15 protein-coding genes are annotated in these 15,550 nt (G+C 65.3%); 8 read left to right on the forward strand and 7 right to left on the reverse strand.

The features are described 5' to 3' along the window. Positions 1 to 9: 9 nt before the first annotated feature. From A9974_RS07470 to A9974_RS07480, 3 genes are all read left to right on the forward strand, one after another. Positions 10 to 1,515, forward strand: a complete 1,506-nt coding sequence (locus tag A9974_RS07470) for a tripartite tricarboxylate transporter permease (protein WP_183003474.1) — start codon at positions 10 to 12, stop codon at positions 1,513 to 1,515. Positions 1,516 to 1,720: 205 nt separating this feature from the next. Continuing rightward, entirely contained in the window at positions 1,721 to 3,325 is a 1,605-nt protein-coding gene (locus tag A9974_RS07475; RefSeq protein ID WP_183003475.1) for a gamma-glutamyltransferase family protein, read from the forward strand. A 52-nt stretch (positions 3,326 to 3,377) separates the two neighbouring features. After that, positions 3,378 to 4,283 carry an NAD(P)-dependent oxidoreductase gene (locus A9974_RS07480; RefSeq protein WP_183003476.1) on the forward strand — a complete coding sequence of 302 codons (906 nt, stop codon included), beginning with the start codon at positions 3,378 to 3,380 and terminating at the stop codon, positions 4,281 to 4,283. A gap of 52 nt (positions 4,284 to 4,335) precedes the next feature. Here A9974_RS07480 and A9974_RS07485 read toward each other — a convergent pair whose 3' ends face one another. Beyond that, positions 4,336 to 4,968, reverse strand: coding sequence for an FMN-dependent NADH-azoreductase (locus tag A9974_RS07485; RefSeq protein ID WP_183003477.1), 633 nt, complete (start codon positions 4,966 to 4,968; stop codon positions 4,336 to 4,338). 126 nt (positions 4,969 to 5,094) lie between these two features. Between A9974_RS07485 and A9974_RS07490 the strand changes: the two genes are divergently transcribed. Further along, positions 5,095 to 6,045, forward strand: a complete 951-nt coding sequence (locus A9974_RS07490; protein WP_183003478.1) for a LysR family transcriptional regulator — start codon at positions 5,095 to 5,097, stop codon at positions 6,043 to 6,045. On the opposite strand, the gene A9974_RS07495 is transcribed toward A9974_RS07490, so the two are convergent. From A9974_RS07495 to A9974_RS07520, 6 genes are all read right to left on the reverse strand, one after another. Next, positions 6,039 to 6,968, reverse strand: a complete 930-nt coding sequence (locus A9974_RS07495; protein WP_183003479.1) for a glyoxylate/hydroxypyruvate reductase A — start codon at positions 6,966 to 6,968, stop codon at positions 6,039 to 6,041. The two genes, A9974_RS07490 and A9974_RS07495, sit on opposite strands and share 7 nt — an antisense overlap. A 115-nt stretch (positions 6,969 to 7,083) precedes the next feature. Next, positions 7,084 to 8,607, reverse strand: coding sequence for a tripartite tricarboxylate transporter permease (locus tag A9974_RS07500; RefSeq protein WP_183003480.1), 1,524 nt, complete (start codon positions 8,605 to 8,607; stop codon positions 7,084 to 7,086). A gap of 6 nt (positions 8,608 to 8,613) precedes the next feature. Beyond that, positions 8,614 to 9,093 (reverse strand): tripartite tricarboxylate transporter TctB family protein, encoded by a 480-nt coding sequence (locus A9974_RS07505; protein ID WP_175195624.1) that lies wholly within the window; start codon positions 9,091 to 9,093, stop codon positions 8,614 to 8,616. Between the two features lie 217 nt (positions 9,094 to 9,310). Then, positions 9,311 to 10,843, reverse strand: a complete 1,533-nt coding sequence (locus A9974_RS07510) for a sensor histidine kinase (protein WP_370539590.1) — start codon at positions 10,841 to 10,843, stop codon at positions 9,311 to 9,313. A 10-nt stretch (positions 10,844 to 10,853) separates the two neighbouring features. Continuing rightward, positions 10,854 to 11,540 (reverse strand): response regulator, encoded by a 687-nt coding sequence (locus A9974_RS07515; protein ID WP_025137471.1) that lies wholly within the window; start codon positions 11,538 to 11,540, stop codon positions 10,854 to 10,856. After that, positions 11,521 to 12,093 carry an RNA pyrophosphohydrolase gene (locus A9974_RS07520; RefSeq protein ID WP_006217428.1) on the reverse strand — a complete coding sequence of 191 codons (573 nt, stop codon included), beginning with the start codon at positions 12,091 to 12,093 and terminating at the stop codon, positions 11,521 to 11,523. Before A9974_RS07520 ends, A9974_RS07515 begins: the two co-directional genes overlap by 20 nt. A 65-nt stretch (positions 12,094 to 12,158) precedes the next feature. Here A9974_RS07520 and A9974_RS07525 point away from each other — a divergent pair, with 65 nt between their 5' ends. Genes A9974_RS07525 through A9974_RS07540 form a run of 4 tightly spaced genes read left to right on the forward strand, consistent with a single transcriptional unit; the run spans position 12,159 to position 15,511 of the window. Further along, positions 12,159 to 13,889 (forward strand): proline--tRNA ligase, encoded by a 1,731-nt coding sequence (locus A9974_RS07525; protein WP_183003481.1) that lies wholly within the window; start codon positions 12,159 to 12,161, stop codon positions 13,887 to 13,889. 58 nt (positions 13,890 to 13,947) lie between these two features. Then, on the forward strand, positions 13,948 to 14,370 hold the full coding sequence (ybgC, locus tag A9974_RS07530; protein ID WP_025137473.1) for a tol-pal system-associated acyl-CoA thioesterase: 423 nt from the start codon (positions 13,948 to 13,950) through the stop codon (positions 14,368 to 14,370). 2 nt (positions 14,371 to 14,372) lie between these two features. After that, positions 14,373 to 15,053 (forward strand): protein TolQ, encoded by a 681-nt coding sequence (gene tolQ / locus A9974_RS07535; RefSeq protein ID WP_025137474.1) that lies wholly within the window; start codon positions 14,373 to 14,375, stop codon positions 15,051 to 15,053. Then, on the forward strand, positions 15,053 to 15,511 hold the full coding sequence (locus A9974_RS07540; protein ID WP_006392914.1) for an ExbD/TolR family protein: 459 nt from the start codon (positions 15,053 to 15,055) through the stop codon (positions 15,509 to 15,511). Before tolQ ends, A9974_RS07540 begins: the two co-directional genes overlap by 1 nt. Positions 15,512 to 15,550: the final 39 nt, after the last annotated feature.

Genomic DNA, 15,550 nt, shown 5'->3' on the forward strand with positions numbered 1-15,550 from the left:
CAACCGGTCATGGAATTGTTTGACAACCTGATGTTGGGTTTCTCGGTGGCGTTCACGCCCGAGAACCTGTTGTACGCCCTGCTGGGCTGCGTGCTGGGTACGCTGATCGGCGTGTTGCCGGGCATCGGCCCCGTTCCGACCATCGCGATGCTGCTGCCGATCACGTACGTGCTGCCCCCGGTGGCCGGCCTGATCATGCTGGCCGGTATTTACTACGGTGCTCAATACGGTGGTTCGACCACGGCCATTCTCGTGGCGCTGCCAGGGGAAACGTCCGCGGTAGTGACCGTGCTGGACGGTCACCAGATGGCCCGCAACGGCCGCGCTGGCGCCGCCTTGGCGATTGCCGCCCTGGGTTCGTTCTTCGCCGGTTGCGTGGCCACGCTGCTGCTGGCCGCCTTCGCACCCCCGCTGGCTGAAGTCGCCTTCAAGTTCGGCCCCGCCGAGTACTTCTCGCTGATGTGCCTGGGCCTGGTCGGCGCCGTGGTGCTGGCCTCGGGCTCGCTGCCCAAGGCCATCGCGATGATCATCCTGGGTCTGCTGCTGGGCATGGTCGGCACCGACGTCAACTCGGGCGTTGCCCGCTTCGACTTCGGCGTGCCGGAACTGCAAGACGGTATCGACTTCGCCATCGTGGCCATGGGCGTGTTCGGCTTTGCCGAAATCATGACCAACCTGGAGCAGAAGGAAAACCGCGTCGACATCACCGACAAGATCGGCTCGCTGTATCCCAACAAGCAGGAATTCAAGGAATCGTACCCCGCCGTCCTGCGCGGCACGGCCCTGGGTTCGGCACTGGGCATCCTGCCGGGCGGTGGCGCCGTGCTGTCGTCGTTCGCGTCGTACACGCTGGAAAAGAAGATCTCGCGCAATCCGGAACGCTTCGGCAAGGGCCACCCGGCCGGCCTGGCAGGGCCGGAATCGGCCAACAACGCCGCCGCGCAAACGTCGTTCATTCCGTTGCTGACCCTGGGTATCCCGGGCAACGCCGTGATGGCGCTGATGGTGGGCGCGATGACGATCCACAACATCCAGCCCGGCCCGCAAGTCATGACGAGCCACCCGGAGCTGTTCTGGGGCCTAATCGCCTCGATGTGGATCGGCAACCTGATGCTGGTGGTGCTGAACCTGCCGCTGATCGGCCTGTGGGTCAAGCTGCTGAAGGTGCCCTACCGCATCCTGTTCCCCGCGATTCTGGTGTTTTGCACCATCGGTGTGTATTCGCTGAACTACAACGCGTTCGACATCTTCACCACCGCCATGTTCGGCATCGTGGGCTATGTCTGGTCGAAGCTGAAGTGCGAAGGCGCTCCGCTGCTGCTGGGCCTGGTGCTGGGCCCCATGATGGAAGAAAACTTCCGCCGTGCCCTGCTGCTGTCGCGTGGCGACTTCACCACCTTCGTGACGCGCCCCCTGTCGGCATCCCTGCTGGCCGTGGCCGTGTTCCTGGTGATCCTGGTGGCCCTGCCGGCCATCCGCAAGAAGCGCGAAGAGACTTTCGTCGAAGAAGATTGATGTCTTGTCCGCTGCCCTCAAGGCGGCGGTCAGCAATCCACTTCAACCCCCGGCTTGCCGGGGGTTTTTCTTTTGGCTGGCCACAAAGCGCAGCCGCCCTGTCCAGCCCATCAAAGAATACTGATAATTACAGTGCACTACAGGATGCACGGCGCCGCCAGGCATCTACGTTAAGCTACGGGTTTACCCCACGCGATGATTCGACATGAATTTCGACTGGAACAACCCCTATCCCACCACGCGCACGCCCGTCTTCGCCCGCAATGTCGTCGCCACCTCGCAGCCGCTGGCGGCGCAGGCCGGACTGCGCATCCTGGCCAATGGCGGCAACGCCGTGGACGCAGCCATCGCGGCGGCGGCCACGCTGACGCTGACCGAACCCGTCAGCAACGGCCTGGGATCGGATTGCTTCGCCATCGTCTGGGACGGCTCGAAACTGCATGGCCTGAACGCATCGGGCACGGCGCCCGGCGCCTGGAACCTGGATTATTTCCGGCGCCGGCACCAGGGCGTCATTCCCACCCGCGGCTGGGACAGCGTCACGGTGCCGGGTTGCGTGGCAGGCTGGGCCGCGCTGCATGAAAAGCTGGGCAGCCTGCCGTTCGCCGACGTGCTGGCACCCGCCATCGATTACGCCGAACGCGGCTTTGCCATCAGCCCGATGGTGCATGAAAAGTGGGCGGCGCAGGCCGATGTGCTGCAACCGCAACCCGGTTTTGCCGAACACTTCCTGCCGCGCGGCCGCGCGCCGCACATCGGCGAACATTTCACGCTGAAGGGCGCCGCCGCGACGCTCAGGCGCATTGCCGCCAGCGGCGGACGCGACTTCTATGAGGGTGAAACGGCCCATAAGCTGGTCGCCCATGCGCAGGCCCATGACGCCGCGTTGACCCTGGCGGACCTGCGCGACTACGCGCCGGAATGGGTCGCGCCCATCAGCCAGCTGTACCGCGGCCACACGCTGCACCAGATTCCGCCGAACGGCCAGGGCATCGCGGCCTTGATCGCGCTGGGCATCCTGCAGAATTTCGATCTGGCGGCCCGGCCCGTAGATCACCCCGAAACCCAGCATCTGCTGATCGAGGCCATGAAGCTGGCTTTCGCCGACGTCTATACGCACGTGGCGGACTCGCGCCACATGCGCCTAAGCCCCGCGCAGATGCTGCACCCCGGCTACCTGGCCGAACGCGCGCGGCTGATCGATCCCAATGTGGCCCAGGCGTTCGCCTGTGGCCATGCACCACAGGGCGGCACGGTGTACCTGACCGCCGCCGACCGCAGCGGCATGATGGTGAGCTTCATCCAATCCAACTACATGGGCTTCGGCTCGGGCGTGGTGGTGCCGGGCACTGGGGTCAGCCTGCAGAACCGCGGCCACTGTTTCAGCACCCTGCCCGACCACCCCAATGCCGTGGCGGGCGGCAAGCGCCCGTTCCACACCATCATCCCCGGCTTCCTGATGCGCGATGGCGCGCCGGTGATGAGCTTTGGCGTCATGGGCGGCAACATGCAGCCGCAGGGCCAGGTGCAGACACTGGTGCGCATGCTGGACTACGGCCAGCAGCCCCAGGCGGCGTGCGATGCGCCGCGCTGGAAATGGAACCAGGGGCTGGCGGTCGATGTGGAAGCATCGATGGCGCCGGCCATGACGCAGGGTCTGCGGTCGCGCGGCCATGTCCTGGAAGGCATCGAAGACCCCTATATGGATTTCGGCTCGGGCCAATTCATCTGGCGCCTGGGTGACCCGGCGGTGGACGGCTATGTCAGCGCCAGCGACAGCCGCCGCGACGGACTCGCCGCCGGCTTTTGATTGCGTTAAGGTTACTGCCTCAGGTTTACCTTTCCTTAGCGGAGTCCCCTGCATGGCATCGATCGGTACCAAGAGCTACGACGCGGTCGTGGCCCAGAAAGTTGCATTCCTAGGCTTGGGCGTGATGGGCCTGCCCATGGCCGGCCACCTGGCCCGCGCCGGGCACGACGTCACCGTCTACAACCGCACGCCGTCCAAGGCCCAGGCCTGGGCAGCGGAATTCGGCGGCCGCAGCGCCATGACGCCGCGCGAAGCCGTGGCCGGCGCACAGATCGTCTTTGCCTGCGTGGGCAACGACGACGACCTGCGCAGTGTGGTGCTGGGCCCGGACGGCGCGTTCTCGGGCATGGCGCCGGGCGCGGTCTTCGTGGACCACACCACGGCATCGGCCGACGTGGCCCGAGAGCTCTATGCGCAGGCCAAGGACCTGGGACTGAATTTCATCGACGCGCCGGTGTCCGGCGGCCAGGCGGGCGCCGTCAACGGCGTGCTGACCATCATGTGCGGCGGCGAACAGGCCGTGTTCGACGCCATCAAGCCGGTGGCGCAGGCATTTGGGCGCGCCGTCACCCGCGTGGGCCCTCCGGGCGCCGGGCAACTGGCCAAGATGGTCAACCAGATCTGCATCGCCGGCATCGTGCAGGGCCTGTCGGAAGCCGTGGCGTTCGGCCAGGCCGCCGACCTGGACATGAAGGTGGTGCTGGACGTGATCAGCAAGGGCGCGGCGCAAAGCTGGCAAATGGAAAACCGCGGCGGCACCATGGTCGACGACAAGTTCGACTTCGGTTTCGCGGTGGACTGGATGCGCAAGGACCTGGGCCTGGTGCTGGCCGAAGCGCGCCACAATGGCGCCCGCCTGCCACTGACGGCGCTGGTCGACCAGTTCTACGGCGACGTGCAGAAAATGGGCGGCGGCCGTTGGGATACGTCGAGCCTGGTCAAGCGCCTGCGCGATTGATACGCGCCGCGCGGCAAGAAAAGCGGGCCCACGGGCCCGCTTTTTTCATGCTTCAAGCCACTTGGCGCTCGGCTTGCGGCGCATCCAGCAACAGCGCATCGATGCGCTGACGGGCCAGCGCCAAGCCTTCCAGCGCGGCCGTTTCGCCCATCGCCATGCCTTCGGCGGCGATGAAGGCCACGTCCGTCATGCCCAGGAAGGCAAGCATCTGGCGCAGGTACGGCGTCATGGTGTCCGACGGCGTGCCTTCGGCCTTGCCGCCGCGCGCCGTCAGCACGAACACCTGCTTACCCTTCACCAAGCCCTCGGGTACGCCTTCCGGCGTATAACGGAACGTGACGCCAGCACGGGCGACGTAGTCCAGGTAGCTCTTGAACTGCGCGGGCAGGTTGAAGTTGTAGACCGGCACGGCGAACACAATGCGGTCCGCTTCCTGCAGCTCGGCCACCAGCGTATCGCTGAGTTCGACGATGCGCTGCTGCTCCACACTGCGCGCGTCGGCGGGCGTGAACAGGGCCCCGGCGGTCGCGCCGTCGAAGTACGGCAGTGGCGCGGCGCCGATATCACGGATGGTGATGATGGCGGCCGGATGGGCCTGCTTGACGCGGGCCACCAGATGGTCGGCCAATTGCTTGCTGTGCGAGCGGTCGCCGAGAATCGACGAAAGAATTACCAGGGTTTTCATGACTTAATCTCCAGTGGGGACCGCGGCGAAGGCGCAGGTCCTGAATGCATGGCCTCACTGTAGACCGCTTAATTGATCGCATAAACCCATGTATGATGAACTACTCGTTCCACACATAGAACAATCATGCAAGATCTGAACGACCTCTACTACTTCTCCCAAGTCGTCGAGCAAGGCGGCTTCAGCGCGGCGGCCCGGGCGCTGGATATTCCCAAATCCCGCCTGTCGCGCCGGATTTCGCACCTGGAAGAAAGCCTCGGGGTGCGGCTCTTGCAACGCACGACCCGCCGCCTGCGTCTGACGGCCGCGGGCGAGCGCTACCTGCATTACTGCCGCGAGATGGCGGCCTCGGCCCGCGCGGCCGACGACGCCATGCGCCAGCTGCAGTCCGAGCCCACCGGCCCCGTGGTGGTCAGCTGCCCGGTGTCGATCGCGCAGGATGTGCTGGCGCCGCTGCTGCCTGAATTCCTGGATGCCTGGCCCGCGATTTCGGTGCAGTTGCTGGTGACCAATCGCCGCGTGGACCTGATCCGCGAAGGGGTGGATCTGGCGTTGCGGGTGCGGACCAAGCTGGATACGGACGCAGAGCTGGTGGTGCGCCACCTGGGCACCGCGCGTGGCACGCTGGTGGCCAGCCCCGGCTACCTGCAGCGCCATGGCGTGCCGGACACGCCGCAGGACTTGGCTTCGCACACCACGCTGAGCTTCAGCGATCCGCAGAACGAAGTGCGCTGGCCCTTGCGCAACGACAAGGGCGAAGAAGTGCATATTGAATTGAAGCCGCAGCTGTCCTGCAACGACTTCATCGTGCTGGTCGAGGCCGCGGTGCGCGGCCGCGGCATCGCGCTGTTGCCGTCGATCGCGACGCAGGAAGAACTGCGCCGCGGCCAGCTGGTGCCGGTGCTGCCGCAATGGCAGTCGCCCGAAGGCATCGTCCATTGCATCTATCCATCGCGCCGGGGCATGATGCCCGCGGTGCGCACGTTGCTGGACTTTCTATCGCAGCGCCTGCCCCCCACCTACCAACGGCTGGAAAAGCAAGGCGCCGCGGCGCCCGCGACAGCAGCGGCTCAGTAGCCGCGCGAACGTTCGACCACGCCCGTAATGGCTTCGCCCCGCATCAGCTGGGCGACCTTGGCGGCGATCTGCTCGATGCTTTCGTCGCGCAAGGTGCGCGCGGCGATGTGCGGCGTGACATGCACCCGCGGATCGCGCCAGAACGGGTGATCTTTGGGCAGCGGCTCGGTATGGAAGACATCCAGCGTGGCGCCGGCGATTTCGCCTTCTTCGAGCATCTGCACCAGGTCTTCTTCGACCAGGTGCTCGCCGCGGCCGACGTTGACCAGATGCGCGTCGGGCAGCAACTGCCCGAGCGTGCCGCGGTTGAGAATGCCGCGGGTATCGGGCGTGAGGGGCAGGACGTTGACCAGGAAACGCGTGCGGGCCAGAAAGGCTGGCAAGGCGTCCTGGCCCGAGAACGGCTGCACGCCGGGGATCTCGCGCGGTGTGCGCGACCAGCCCGCCACCGGATAGCCGAACTCGGCCAGCGTCTGCGCCACGCGGGCGCCGACCTGCCCCAGGCCCAGCACGCCGACCGGCCAATCGGCCTGCCGCGTGCCTTCGCGAGTGTCCCAATGCTGGCGTGCCTGCGCCTCGTCAAAGGCCTGGAAATCGCGAGACACGCGCAGCAAGGCGTAGAGCGCGTATTCGGCCATCTGCACCGACATGCCGGCGTCTTCCAGACGAACGATGCGCACATGCGGTGGAATCTCGGGCATCTTGAGCAAGGCATCCACGCCCGCGCCCAGGTTGAAGAGCGTCTCGATGCGGGTCTCGTGGCTGAACAGCTCCGCGGGCGGACGCCAGACCAGGGCGACTTCGGCGCCGGAAGGCGGACCGTCGGGATTCCAGACGGAAATGCGGCAACCGGGCATGGCGGCTTCCAAGCGCGGAACCCAGACATCGGGATCGTGCAGGGGGCAGGCAAAGAGTATGTGCATGACGGGGATCTGTTCGGGCTGGGGAAACCAGAAGCTTGCGGCAAGGCGGCGCATAAATCAAACGGCCCGGCATGAAAGCCGGGCCGTGCGCAAGCCAGGGTACCGCCAGGCGGAATCAGACCGTCTGCGTGACCGCCGGCTTGTTCTTGCCCTTGTTGCGGCGCAGGAAGGCCCACACCTGCAGCAGGATCAGTAGCGCGCTGGCGGCGATGAACCAGGCGCTGATCGGGCGCTGCACGAACACCGCCAGGTCACCGCGCGACAACAGCAGCGCGCGGCGGAAGTTCTCTTCGACCATGGGCCCCAGCACGAAGCCGAGCAGGATGGGTGCGACGGAAAACTCCAGGGTCATCAGGATGGCGCCGATCACGCCGAAGGCCAGCACTTCCCAGATCTGGAAGAGGCTGTTCTGCGTACTGAACACGCCCACCGCGATAAAGAACAGCGCGGACGGGAACAGGTAACGATACGGCACCTGCAGCAGCTTGACCCACACGCCGATCAGCGGCACGTTCAGCACCATCAGCAGCACGTTGCCCACCCAGAAGCTGGCGATCAGGCCCCAGAAGATGTCCGGATGCTCGGTGATCAGCTGCGGGCCGGGCTGGATGCCCTGGATCAGCAGCGCGCCCAGGATCAGCGCCATCACGGCGTCGCCAGGGATACCCAGGCTCATCGTCGGGATGAAGTCGACCTGCGTCTTGGAGTGCGACGACGCTTCGGGCGAAGCCACGCCGGCGATCATGCCGGTGCCGAACTTCTCGGGCGTCTTGGAGATCTTGCGTTCCAGCGCGTAGGCCACGAAGGTGGTGATGGTGGGGCCTGTGCCGGGCATGGCGCCGAACAGCGTGCCAACCGCGGTACCGCGCACCATGGGCCAGAACGCCGTCTTGAGTTCCTGCTTGCTGGGCCGCATGTCGCGCAGGCGCAGCTTGGCGCCGCTGCCGATGATGGTCATGCGGTTGACGCTCATCAGGAAGTCGGCAACGCCGAACAGACCCATCGAGATCGCCACCAGCTCCAGACCATCGGACAGGTCCAGCAAACCGAACGAGAAGCGGATGGTGCCGGTGTTGACGTCAGTGCCCACCACGCCGCACATCAGACCGAACAGCGTCATGGCCACGCCCTTCAGGGGCGAACCGCGCGACATGGTCGCGCCGGCCAGCAGGCCAAGCAGCATGATCGAGAAGATTTCGGTCGGACCGAACTTGAACGCCACCTCGACCAGCAAGGGCGACGCGAAGATCATGACGATGATCCCGACCGAGGCCGCGAAGAACGAACAGATCATCGTGATGCCCAGCGCCGTGCCCCCCTTGCCCTGTTTGGTCAAAGGATAGCCGTCCAGGCAGGTCACCGCGTGCGGCGGATGCGAAGGCAGGTTGAGCAGGATCGCGCCGATGGCGCCGCCGTATTGCGAGCCGTAGAAGATGCCAGCCAGCATCAGGATGGCCGGCACCGGCTGCATCACGTAGGTCAGCGGCAGCAGGATCGAAATGGCCGACAACGCGCCCATGCCGGGCAGCACGCCGATGAGGTTGCCCACCAGCACGCCGAAGAACGACCACATCAGGTTATGGAACTGGAACGCGACGCCGAAGCCGTACCAAAGGTCCATCAAAGATTGAGAGATCATGGCGCTTCAACCCCAACGAAACAGCGGCAGCTGCAGTTGCAGCGCCCACCAGAAAACCACCACCGCGATCACGGACATGCCGAGCGACAGTACGAACGCCTGCTTGATGGTGTTCTTACGATCACCCAAGGCGGAAATGAAGACGATGGCGAACGTGGCCGGCAGCAAGCCGCCCCAGTGGCCCAGCACCAGGAACGCCAGCGTGCCCAGCAGGATGCAGGCGCCGCCGCGGAAATCCGGCAGACCGTGCGCGTGACCGTCGCCCGGCGCGGGCGGAGTCGCCTCGCCCGAACGCGCCGAAATCGCAATCAGAATGCCTGTCAGGGCGAGCAGGCCGCCCAATGCCGCGGGGAAGAACCCGGGGCCCATGTGGCTGAGCGATCCGATGTGATAGTCCGTACCACCGTAAATCGCCCCCAAACCGATAAGGACCATCAGCGCGCCGCCGTAGTAGTCCTTTCTATTAATTGTTTTTTGCACTTCCATCCTCCTGAAGCAGGGCCGTGCGGGCCCTTTAGGCGCCGCTCAGACCGAGCGCCACCCGGCCCTTTACGACAGACCGGCTGGCAGATTACGGAAGCAAGCTGCTAATCCGCTTTCTATGCGCTGTCGCAAGCCTGAATCCAGGGGTTATCCCTGATGGAAACAGACAGGATCGGCAATGGCGGCTAGGAGGAAAGAATGAAAGCTGAGTTGGACAAATCTACTGTTCGCCCGTGAACTCGACATCCGTGGGGCGCGGATACTGCGAGACGGTGGCGGCCAGCGGCAGCCACAGCACGGACGCCAGGCCCACCCCGCCCTGCTCGTTGGGCTCGCCGTCGCGCAGGTCGATGTCGCCGTCGTTGCGGCGGGCGTAGGCGCGGGCGATCGCCAGGCCCAGGCCCGACCCCGAAGAGGCTACGGGCTTGTCGGTGCCCACCCGCTCGAAACGGGCAAACGCGCGGGCGCGCAGCAGCGGCTCCAGGCCCGGGCCGTTGTCGGACACGGCGACTTCTGCGTGGTTGTCGACCCGGCTGACCGAAACCGTGATGCGCGCGCCCACGGGCGCGTAATGGATGGCGTTGTGCACCAGGTTGGACAGGGCTTCGTGCAGCTCGGCCTCGTTGCCGGACACCGGCGCGCCGATCTCCTGCCCTTGTTCGTTCATGGCCTGTACCCAGCCCAGGTCCTGCTGTTTTTCGTGCGCCAGCGGCAGGTATTGCAGCACCACCTCGCGCGAGACGGCGTTCATGTCGAGCAATTGCCGCGGCAACGGGTCGGCCTGGTTGGCATGCGCCAGCGAGAGCAACTGTTCGGTCAGCCGGCGGGTGCGCCCCAGCTGGTCGACGATGGCGCGCAGGCCTTCCTGCGCCCGCGCGGGGTCGCGTTCGCGCAGCGCGTACTGGGCCTGGGTCAGCATGATGGCCAAGGGCGTGCGCAACTGGTGCGAGGCGTCGGCCAGGAAATGCGACTGTTCTTCCAGCACCCGGCGGTAGCGGGCGATATGGTGATTGACGGCGTCGACCAGCGGCGCCACCTCGCTGGGCACGCGCGAGGCGTCCAGCGGGGTGAGGTCGTCGGGGCGGCGGTTGCGAATGTCGGCGCGCAGGCGCCGCAATGGCTTGAGGGCCCACGACACGCCCCACCAGACCAGCAGCACGACCAGCGCCAACATGCGGGCATCGCGCAGGATTTCCTGGCGCCGCGCGCTGTTTTCGGCCTCGATGCGCTTGCCGGTGCTTTCGGCAACCAGCACCAGCACCTGCCGGTGGTTACCCTGGTAGTACAGGTCGCGCACGACGGACACCACCCGCACCGGGTCATTGCGATAGACCCCGTCGTAGAACACGGGTTGGCCGTTGGCACGCGGCCAGGTGGGCGGGCGCGGCAGCTCGGGCATGCCCAGCAGGGTCTTGCCCTGCTCGGTGGGCACGGGCGATTCGTCGGGCAGCGGCGGATCGATCTGCTCGATGCGGAAATACTTGCGCAGGCCAGCGCGGGACTCGAGCATGACCTGGGCGTAAAGCGGCGTGGCCACCTGCAACGAGCCGTCGGGGGTGAACTCGAGGCTGCTTTCCAGCACCCGGGCCGGTTCAACCAGCGCGCTGTCGTAGGCCTCGTTGGTGATCTCGGACAGGGTGCGGTAGTCGTTCAGGCTGTCGATGACCAGCAGCGCCACCACGCCGGGCAGCAGCAGGATGATCAGCAGGGCGCGGATGCCGACCCGCGGCAGCCCAGGAATCCGGAGGCTCACGGGGGGCAGGTCAGGTGTCGGCGGCTTCGCTGGCAACGCTTTCCAGCATGTAGCCCAGCCCGCGCACGGTCACGATGCGCACGTCGCTGCCCGCCAATTTCTTGCGCAGGCGGTGCAGCACGACCTCGATGGCATCGGGGTTGGCCTCGCTGTCGTGGGTGAAGACCTTGCCGAACAGCTGCGACTTGTCCACCGGATAGCCGCTACGGGTCAGCAACGCCGCCAGGGCGGCGTGTTCGCGCGGGGTCAGGAACAGGAGCGAACCGTCGAGCGTGAAGGCGCGACTTTCGCTGTCGTAGGACAGCGAGCCGCATTGCAGGCGCGGATGCTGACGGCCGCGGCTGCGGCGCACCAGCGCGGTCAGGCGGGCTTCGAGTTCTTCCAGGGCGAACGGCTTGGTGAGGAAGTCGTCGGCGCCCAGATTCAGGCCGCGCACCCGATCCTGCAGCGCGCCTTGGGCGGTGAGCAGGAGGACGGGGGTGCGGTCGTCGCGGTTGCGCATTTCGCGCAGCACGACCAGGCCGTGCTTGTCCGGTAGGCGCAAGTCCATGACGATGGCGTCGTACTCGGTGCCCGCCATGAAGGCTTCCGCCGTGCGGGCATCGGCCGCGTGATCGGGCACGAACCCGCTTTGCGCAAGCGCGCGCATGAGCCAGGACGCCATGTCCCGTTCATCTTCAACCAACAATATGCGCATGACCGTCCGTTCCTTCGGGCAAGTTCTCTGCCGCCCGCTGCCCATGCACGCGCTGACGCAGGTAGCGGGTTTCGTGATGCCGCCGAAAGAGGATTGCTGACAACTCGTTCAACGCCTGGGTATAGACGTCCCGCTTGAACTCGATGACGGCATCCAGGGGTACCCAATACTGGCTCCAGCGCCAGGCATCGAATTCCGGATGCTGCGTCGCGCGCAGGCAAACGTCGCTGTCACGTCCCACCAGGCGCAACAAGAACCAAATCTGTTTTTGTCCTTTATAGTGGCCACGCCACTCACGCCGGACGAAGTGATCGGGCACGTTATAACGTAACCAATCGCGTGTACGCCCCAAAATACGGACATGCTCGGGCTTTAGGCCCACCTCTTCATGGAGCTCGCGATACATGGCCTGCACCGGGCTTTCGCCGTACTTGATGCCGCCCTGAGGGAACTGCCAGGCATGTTCCCTGATACGCTTGCCCCAAAAGACCTCGTTTCTACTGTTGACGAGAATGATGCCGACATTGGGGCGGTAGCCTTCGCGGTCAAGCATGGGCCACCCCCACCGAATTCAATACAATTACAGTCGATTATACGTATCTGCTGCCACCTTTAAACATGCGCGCATCCAACTACCACATCAACACCCTCAAAGAAGCCCCTTCCGAAGCCGAAGTCGCCAGCCACCAGCTGATGACCCGGGCCGGGATGATCCGCAAACTCGCGGGCGGCATCTACACCTACATGCCCCTGGGCCTGAAGATCATCCGCAAGGTCGAGGCCATCGTCCGGGAGGAAATGAACGCCTCCGGCGCGATCGAGCTGCTGATGCCGGTGGTCCAGCCGGCCGAGCTCTGGATGGAATCCGGCCGCTGGGAGCAATACGGCGCGGAACTGCTGCGCATCAAGGACCGCCACCAGCGCGATTTCGTGCTGCAGCCCACCTCGGAAGAGGTGATCACCGACATCGCCCGTAACGAAATTCACAGCTACCGCCAGCTGCCGCTGAATTTCTATCACATTCAGACCAAGTTCCGGGACGAGCGCCGCCCGCGCTTCGGCCTGATGCGCGGCCGCGAATTCACCATGAAGGACGCCTACTCCTTCGACCGCGACGAAGCCGGCGCCCAGCGCAGCTACGACAACATGTACGCCGCCTACATGCGCATTTTCGGCCGCCTGGGCCTGGAATTCCGCGCCGTGGCCGCGGACACGGGCTCGATCGGCGGCACCCGCAGCCATGAATTCCAGGTCATCGCCGACACCGGAGAAGACCTGCTGGTCTACAACGCCGAGACCGACTACGCCGCCAACATCGAGCTGGCCGAGGCGGTCAGCCTGTACCCGACGCGCGGCGCCGCCACTCAGGCCATGGCCGACGTGGCCACCCCGGGCGCGGCCAAATGCGAAGACGTGGCCCGCCTGCTGGGCATCCCGCTGGAACAGACGGTGAAATCCATCGTCCTGGCGACCGACGGCGAAAAAGGCAAAGTCGACGTCTGGCTGCTGCTCCTGCGCGGCGACCACGAACTGAACGAAATCAAGGCCGGCAAGCTGCCGGGCCTGGCGGGTTTCCGTTTCGCCACGGAAACCGAGATCGTCGAACACTTCGGCTGCAAGCCGGGCTACCTGGGCCCGGTCCGCACCGCGCGCCCGGTGCACGTCATCGCCGACCGCACCGTGGCCAACATGGCCGACTTCGTCTGCGGCGCCAACCGCGAAGACTTCCACATCCAGGGCGTGAACTGGGGCCGTGACCTGCCCGAGCCCGAACTCGTGGCCGATCTGCGCAACGTAGTCGCGGGCGACCCCTCGCCGGACGGCAAGGGCACGCTGTCCATCCAGCGCGGCATCGAAGTCGGACACGTCTTCTACCTGGGCAAGAAGTACTCCGAAGCCCTGAAAGCCACCTTCCTGGACGAGACCGGCAAGCCGGCGACCCTGGAAATGGGCTGCTACGGCATCGGCGTGACCCGCATCGTCGGCGCCGCCATCGAACAGAACCACGACGCCCGCGGCATCATCTGGCCCCGTGCCATTGCGCCGTTCGAAGTGGTGATCTGCCCGGTGGGCTGGGGCAAAAGCGAAACCGTGCGTAACACCTCTCTGAAGCTATACGAATCGCTGCTGGCGCGCGGCGTGGACGTCATCCTGGACGACCGCGATGCCCGCCCCGGCGTGATGTTCGCCGAATGGGAATTGATCGGCGCGCCGCTCCGTGTAACAGTTGGAGAACGCGGATTGAACGACGGTGTGGTGGAATTGCAGGCCCGTCGGGAAACCGAAGCGGGCAAGATTCCGGTAGAGTCCGCGCTTGAAGCCGTGCTGACGAAACTCGACACGCTGTAAACCTTAAAGTAACTACGGACTTTTTCGCGTCCCGACCCGCATTATCGAAGCCCGCATCGTGACCGATCCGAAGTCCGCCGAATCCCGCCTGCAAGTCCGCGTCTACTACGAAGACACGGATGCGGGCGGGGTGGTTTTCTACGCTAACTACTTGAAATTCCTGGAACGCGCCCGCACCGAGTGGCTGCGCGACCTGGGCGTCAACCAATCCGACCTGGCCACCGGCGAGCAACGACTGTTCGTTGTCCGCTCGCTGGACATGTCCTACCGCAAACCGGCCAAACTGGACGATTTGCTTACTATTCGCAGCCGGGTCACAAAATTGGGCCGCGCTTCGATACACTTCGCGCAGCGCGCAGAACGGGACGGGGAACTGCTTGCCGAAGGCAACATCCAAGTCTGCTGCGTCGATGCCGTCAACATGCGGCCGGTGGAACTACCGGCCGACGTCCGCGCCAAACTGGAATCAATTCAGGAATAACCATGCAAGCCACCAACGACATGTCGTTGCTTTCGTTGATTTCGCACGCCAGCGTGCCGGTCCAGCTGATCATGCTGATGCTCCTGGGCATCTCGATCATGTCCTGGACGTACATCTTCGCCAAACGGCTGGCCATCAAGCGCGCCCACGCCCAGACCCGCCGCTTTGAAGACGACTTCTGGTCCGGCGGCGACCTGTCGATGCTGCAGCAGGCCGTGGCCTCGCGCCGCGACGAGCAAGGCGCCCTGGCCCGCATCTTCGACGCGGGCATGACCGAATTCCTGAAGGCCCGCCGCGGCAACGCCGGCAGCGATGCCACCGCCCTGCTCGACGGCCCGCGCCGCGCCATGCGCGCGGCCTACCAGCGCGAGATGGACGCACTGGAATCGCACCTGAACTTCCTGGCTTCGGCTGGCTCGGTTTCGCCGTACATCGGCCTGCTCGGCACGGTCTGGGGCATCATGCACGCCTTCATCGGCCTGTCGAACATGCAGCAAGCCACGCTGGCCTCGGTGGCCCCCGGTATTGCCGAAGCCCTGATCGCCACCGCCATCGGCCTGTTCGCCGCGATCCCGGCCGTCGTCGCCTACAACCGCTTCACCAACGACATCGACCGCATCTCGATCCGTTTCGACAGTTTCGTCGATGAATTCCTGAACATTCTGCAACGGCAGGTGCGCTAATGCCCTCGGTAAGCTCGCGCGGCAGGTCCGGCCGCCGCATGAAGGCCGACATCAATGTGGTGCCCTACATCGACGTGATGCTGGTGCTGCTGGTCATCTTCATGGTGACGGCACCGCTGATTACGCCGGGCCTGATCCAGTTGCCCTCGGTGGGCGCGGCGTCCGACGTGCCGGTCAAGCCGCTGGAAGTCCAGATTTCGGAAGACGGCAAGATCGCGCTGCGCATGCGCGAGCCCGGCGCCACGCTGCAGGACATCGCCCGCCCCGAACTGGTGGCGCAGGTGCGTTCGCGCATCACCGCCGAAACCCCGGTCGTTATCGCGGCCGATGGCAAGGTGCCCTACGAGACGGTCGTGAAGGTCATGGACGAACTGCGTACCAATGGCATTACCCGCCTGGGCCTGCTGGTGGACCAGTCCGCCGGCGGCAATCAGCCTGCCCCCGCGAAAAAACGCTAACGCGCCGCCCTCCGCCGGCGCCGCCGGCTTGCAACGCTC

The sequence above is a fragment of the Achromobacter sp. UMC71 genome (assembly GCF_014170305.1).
In the GTDB taxonomy this organism is placed as follows: Bacteria; Pseudomonadota; Gammaproteobacteria; order Burkholderiales; family Burkholderiaceae_B; genus Achromobacter.

Coding starts and splice junctions, on each gene's coding strand:
- A9974_RS07475 (WP_183003475.1), top strand. CDS start 1,721: ATGAATTTCGACTGGAACAACCCCTATCCCACCACGCGCACGCCCGTC.
- A9974_RS07505 (WP_175195624.1), bottom strand. CDS start 9,093: ATGGAAGTGCAAAAAACAATTAATAGAAAGGACTACTACGGCGGCGCG.
- A9974_RS07540 (WP_006392914.1), top strand. CDS start 15,053: ATGCCCTCGGTAAGCTCGCGCGGCAGGTCCGGCCGCCGCATGAAGGCC.
- A9974_RS07490 (WP_183003478.1), top strand. CDS start 5,095: ATGCAAGATCTGAACGACCTCTACTACTTCTCCCAAGTCGTCGAGCAA.
- A9974_RS07525 (WP_183003481.1), top strand. CDS start 12,159: ATGCGCGCATCCAACTACCACATCAACACCCTCAAAGAAGCCCCTTCC.
- A9974_RS07520 (WP_006217428.1), bottom strand. CDS start 12,093: ATGCTTGACCGCGAAGGCTACCGCCCCAATGTCGGCATCATTCTCGTC.
- A9974_RS07470 (WP_183003474.1), top strand. CDS start 10: ATGGAATTGTTTGACAACCTGATGTTGGGTTTCTCGGTGGCGTTCACG.
- A9974_RS07495 (WP_183003479.1), bottom strand. CDS start 6,968: ATGCACATACTCTTTGCCTGCCCCCTGCACGATCCCGATGTCTGGGTT.
- A9974_RS07500 (WP_183003480.1), bottom strand. CDS start 8,607: ATGATCTCTCAATCTTTGATGGACCTTTGGTACGGCTTCGGCGTCGCG.
- A9974_RS07480 (WP_183003476.1), top strand. CDS start 3,378: ATGGCATCGATCGGTACCAAGAGCTACGACGCGGTCGTGGCCCAGAAA.
- tolQ (WP_025137474.1), top strand. CDS start 14,373: ATGCAAGCCACCAACGACATGTCGTTGCTTTCGTTGATTTCGCACGCC.
- A9974_RS07485 (WP_183003477.1), bottom strand. CDS start 4,968: ATGAAAACCCTGGTAATTCTTTCGTCGATTCTCGGCGACCGCTCGCAC.
- A9974_RS07515 (WP_025137471.1), bottom strand. CDS start 11,540: ATGCGCATATTGTTGGTTGAAGATGAACGGGACATGGCGTCCTGGCTC.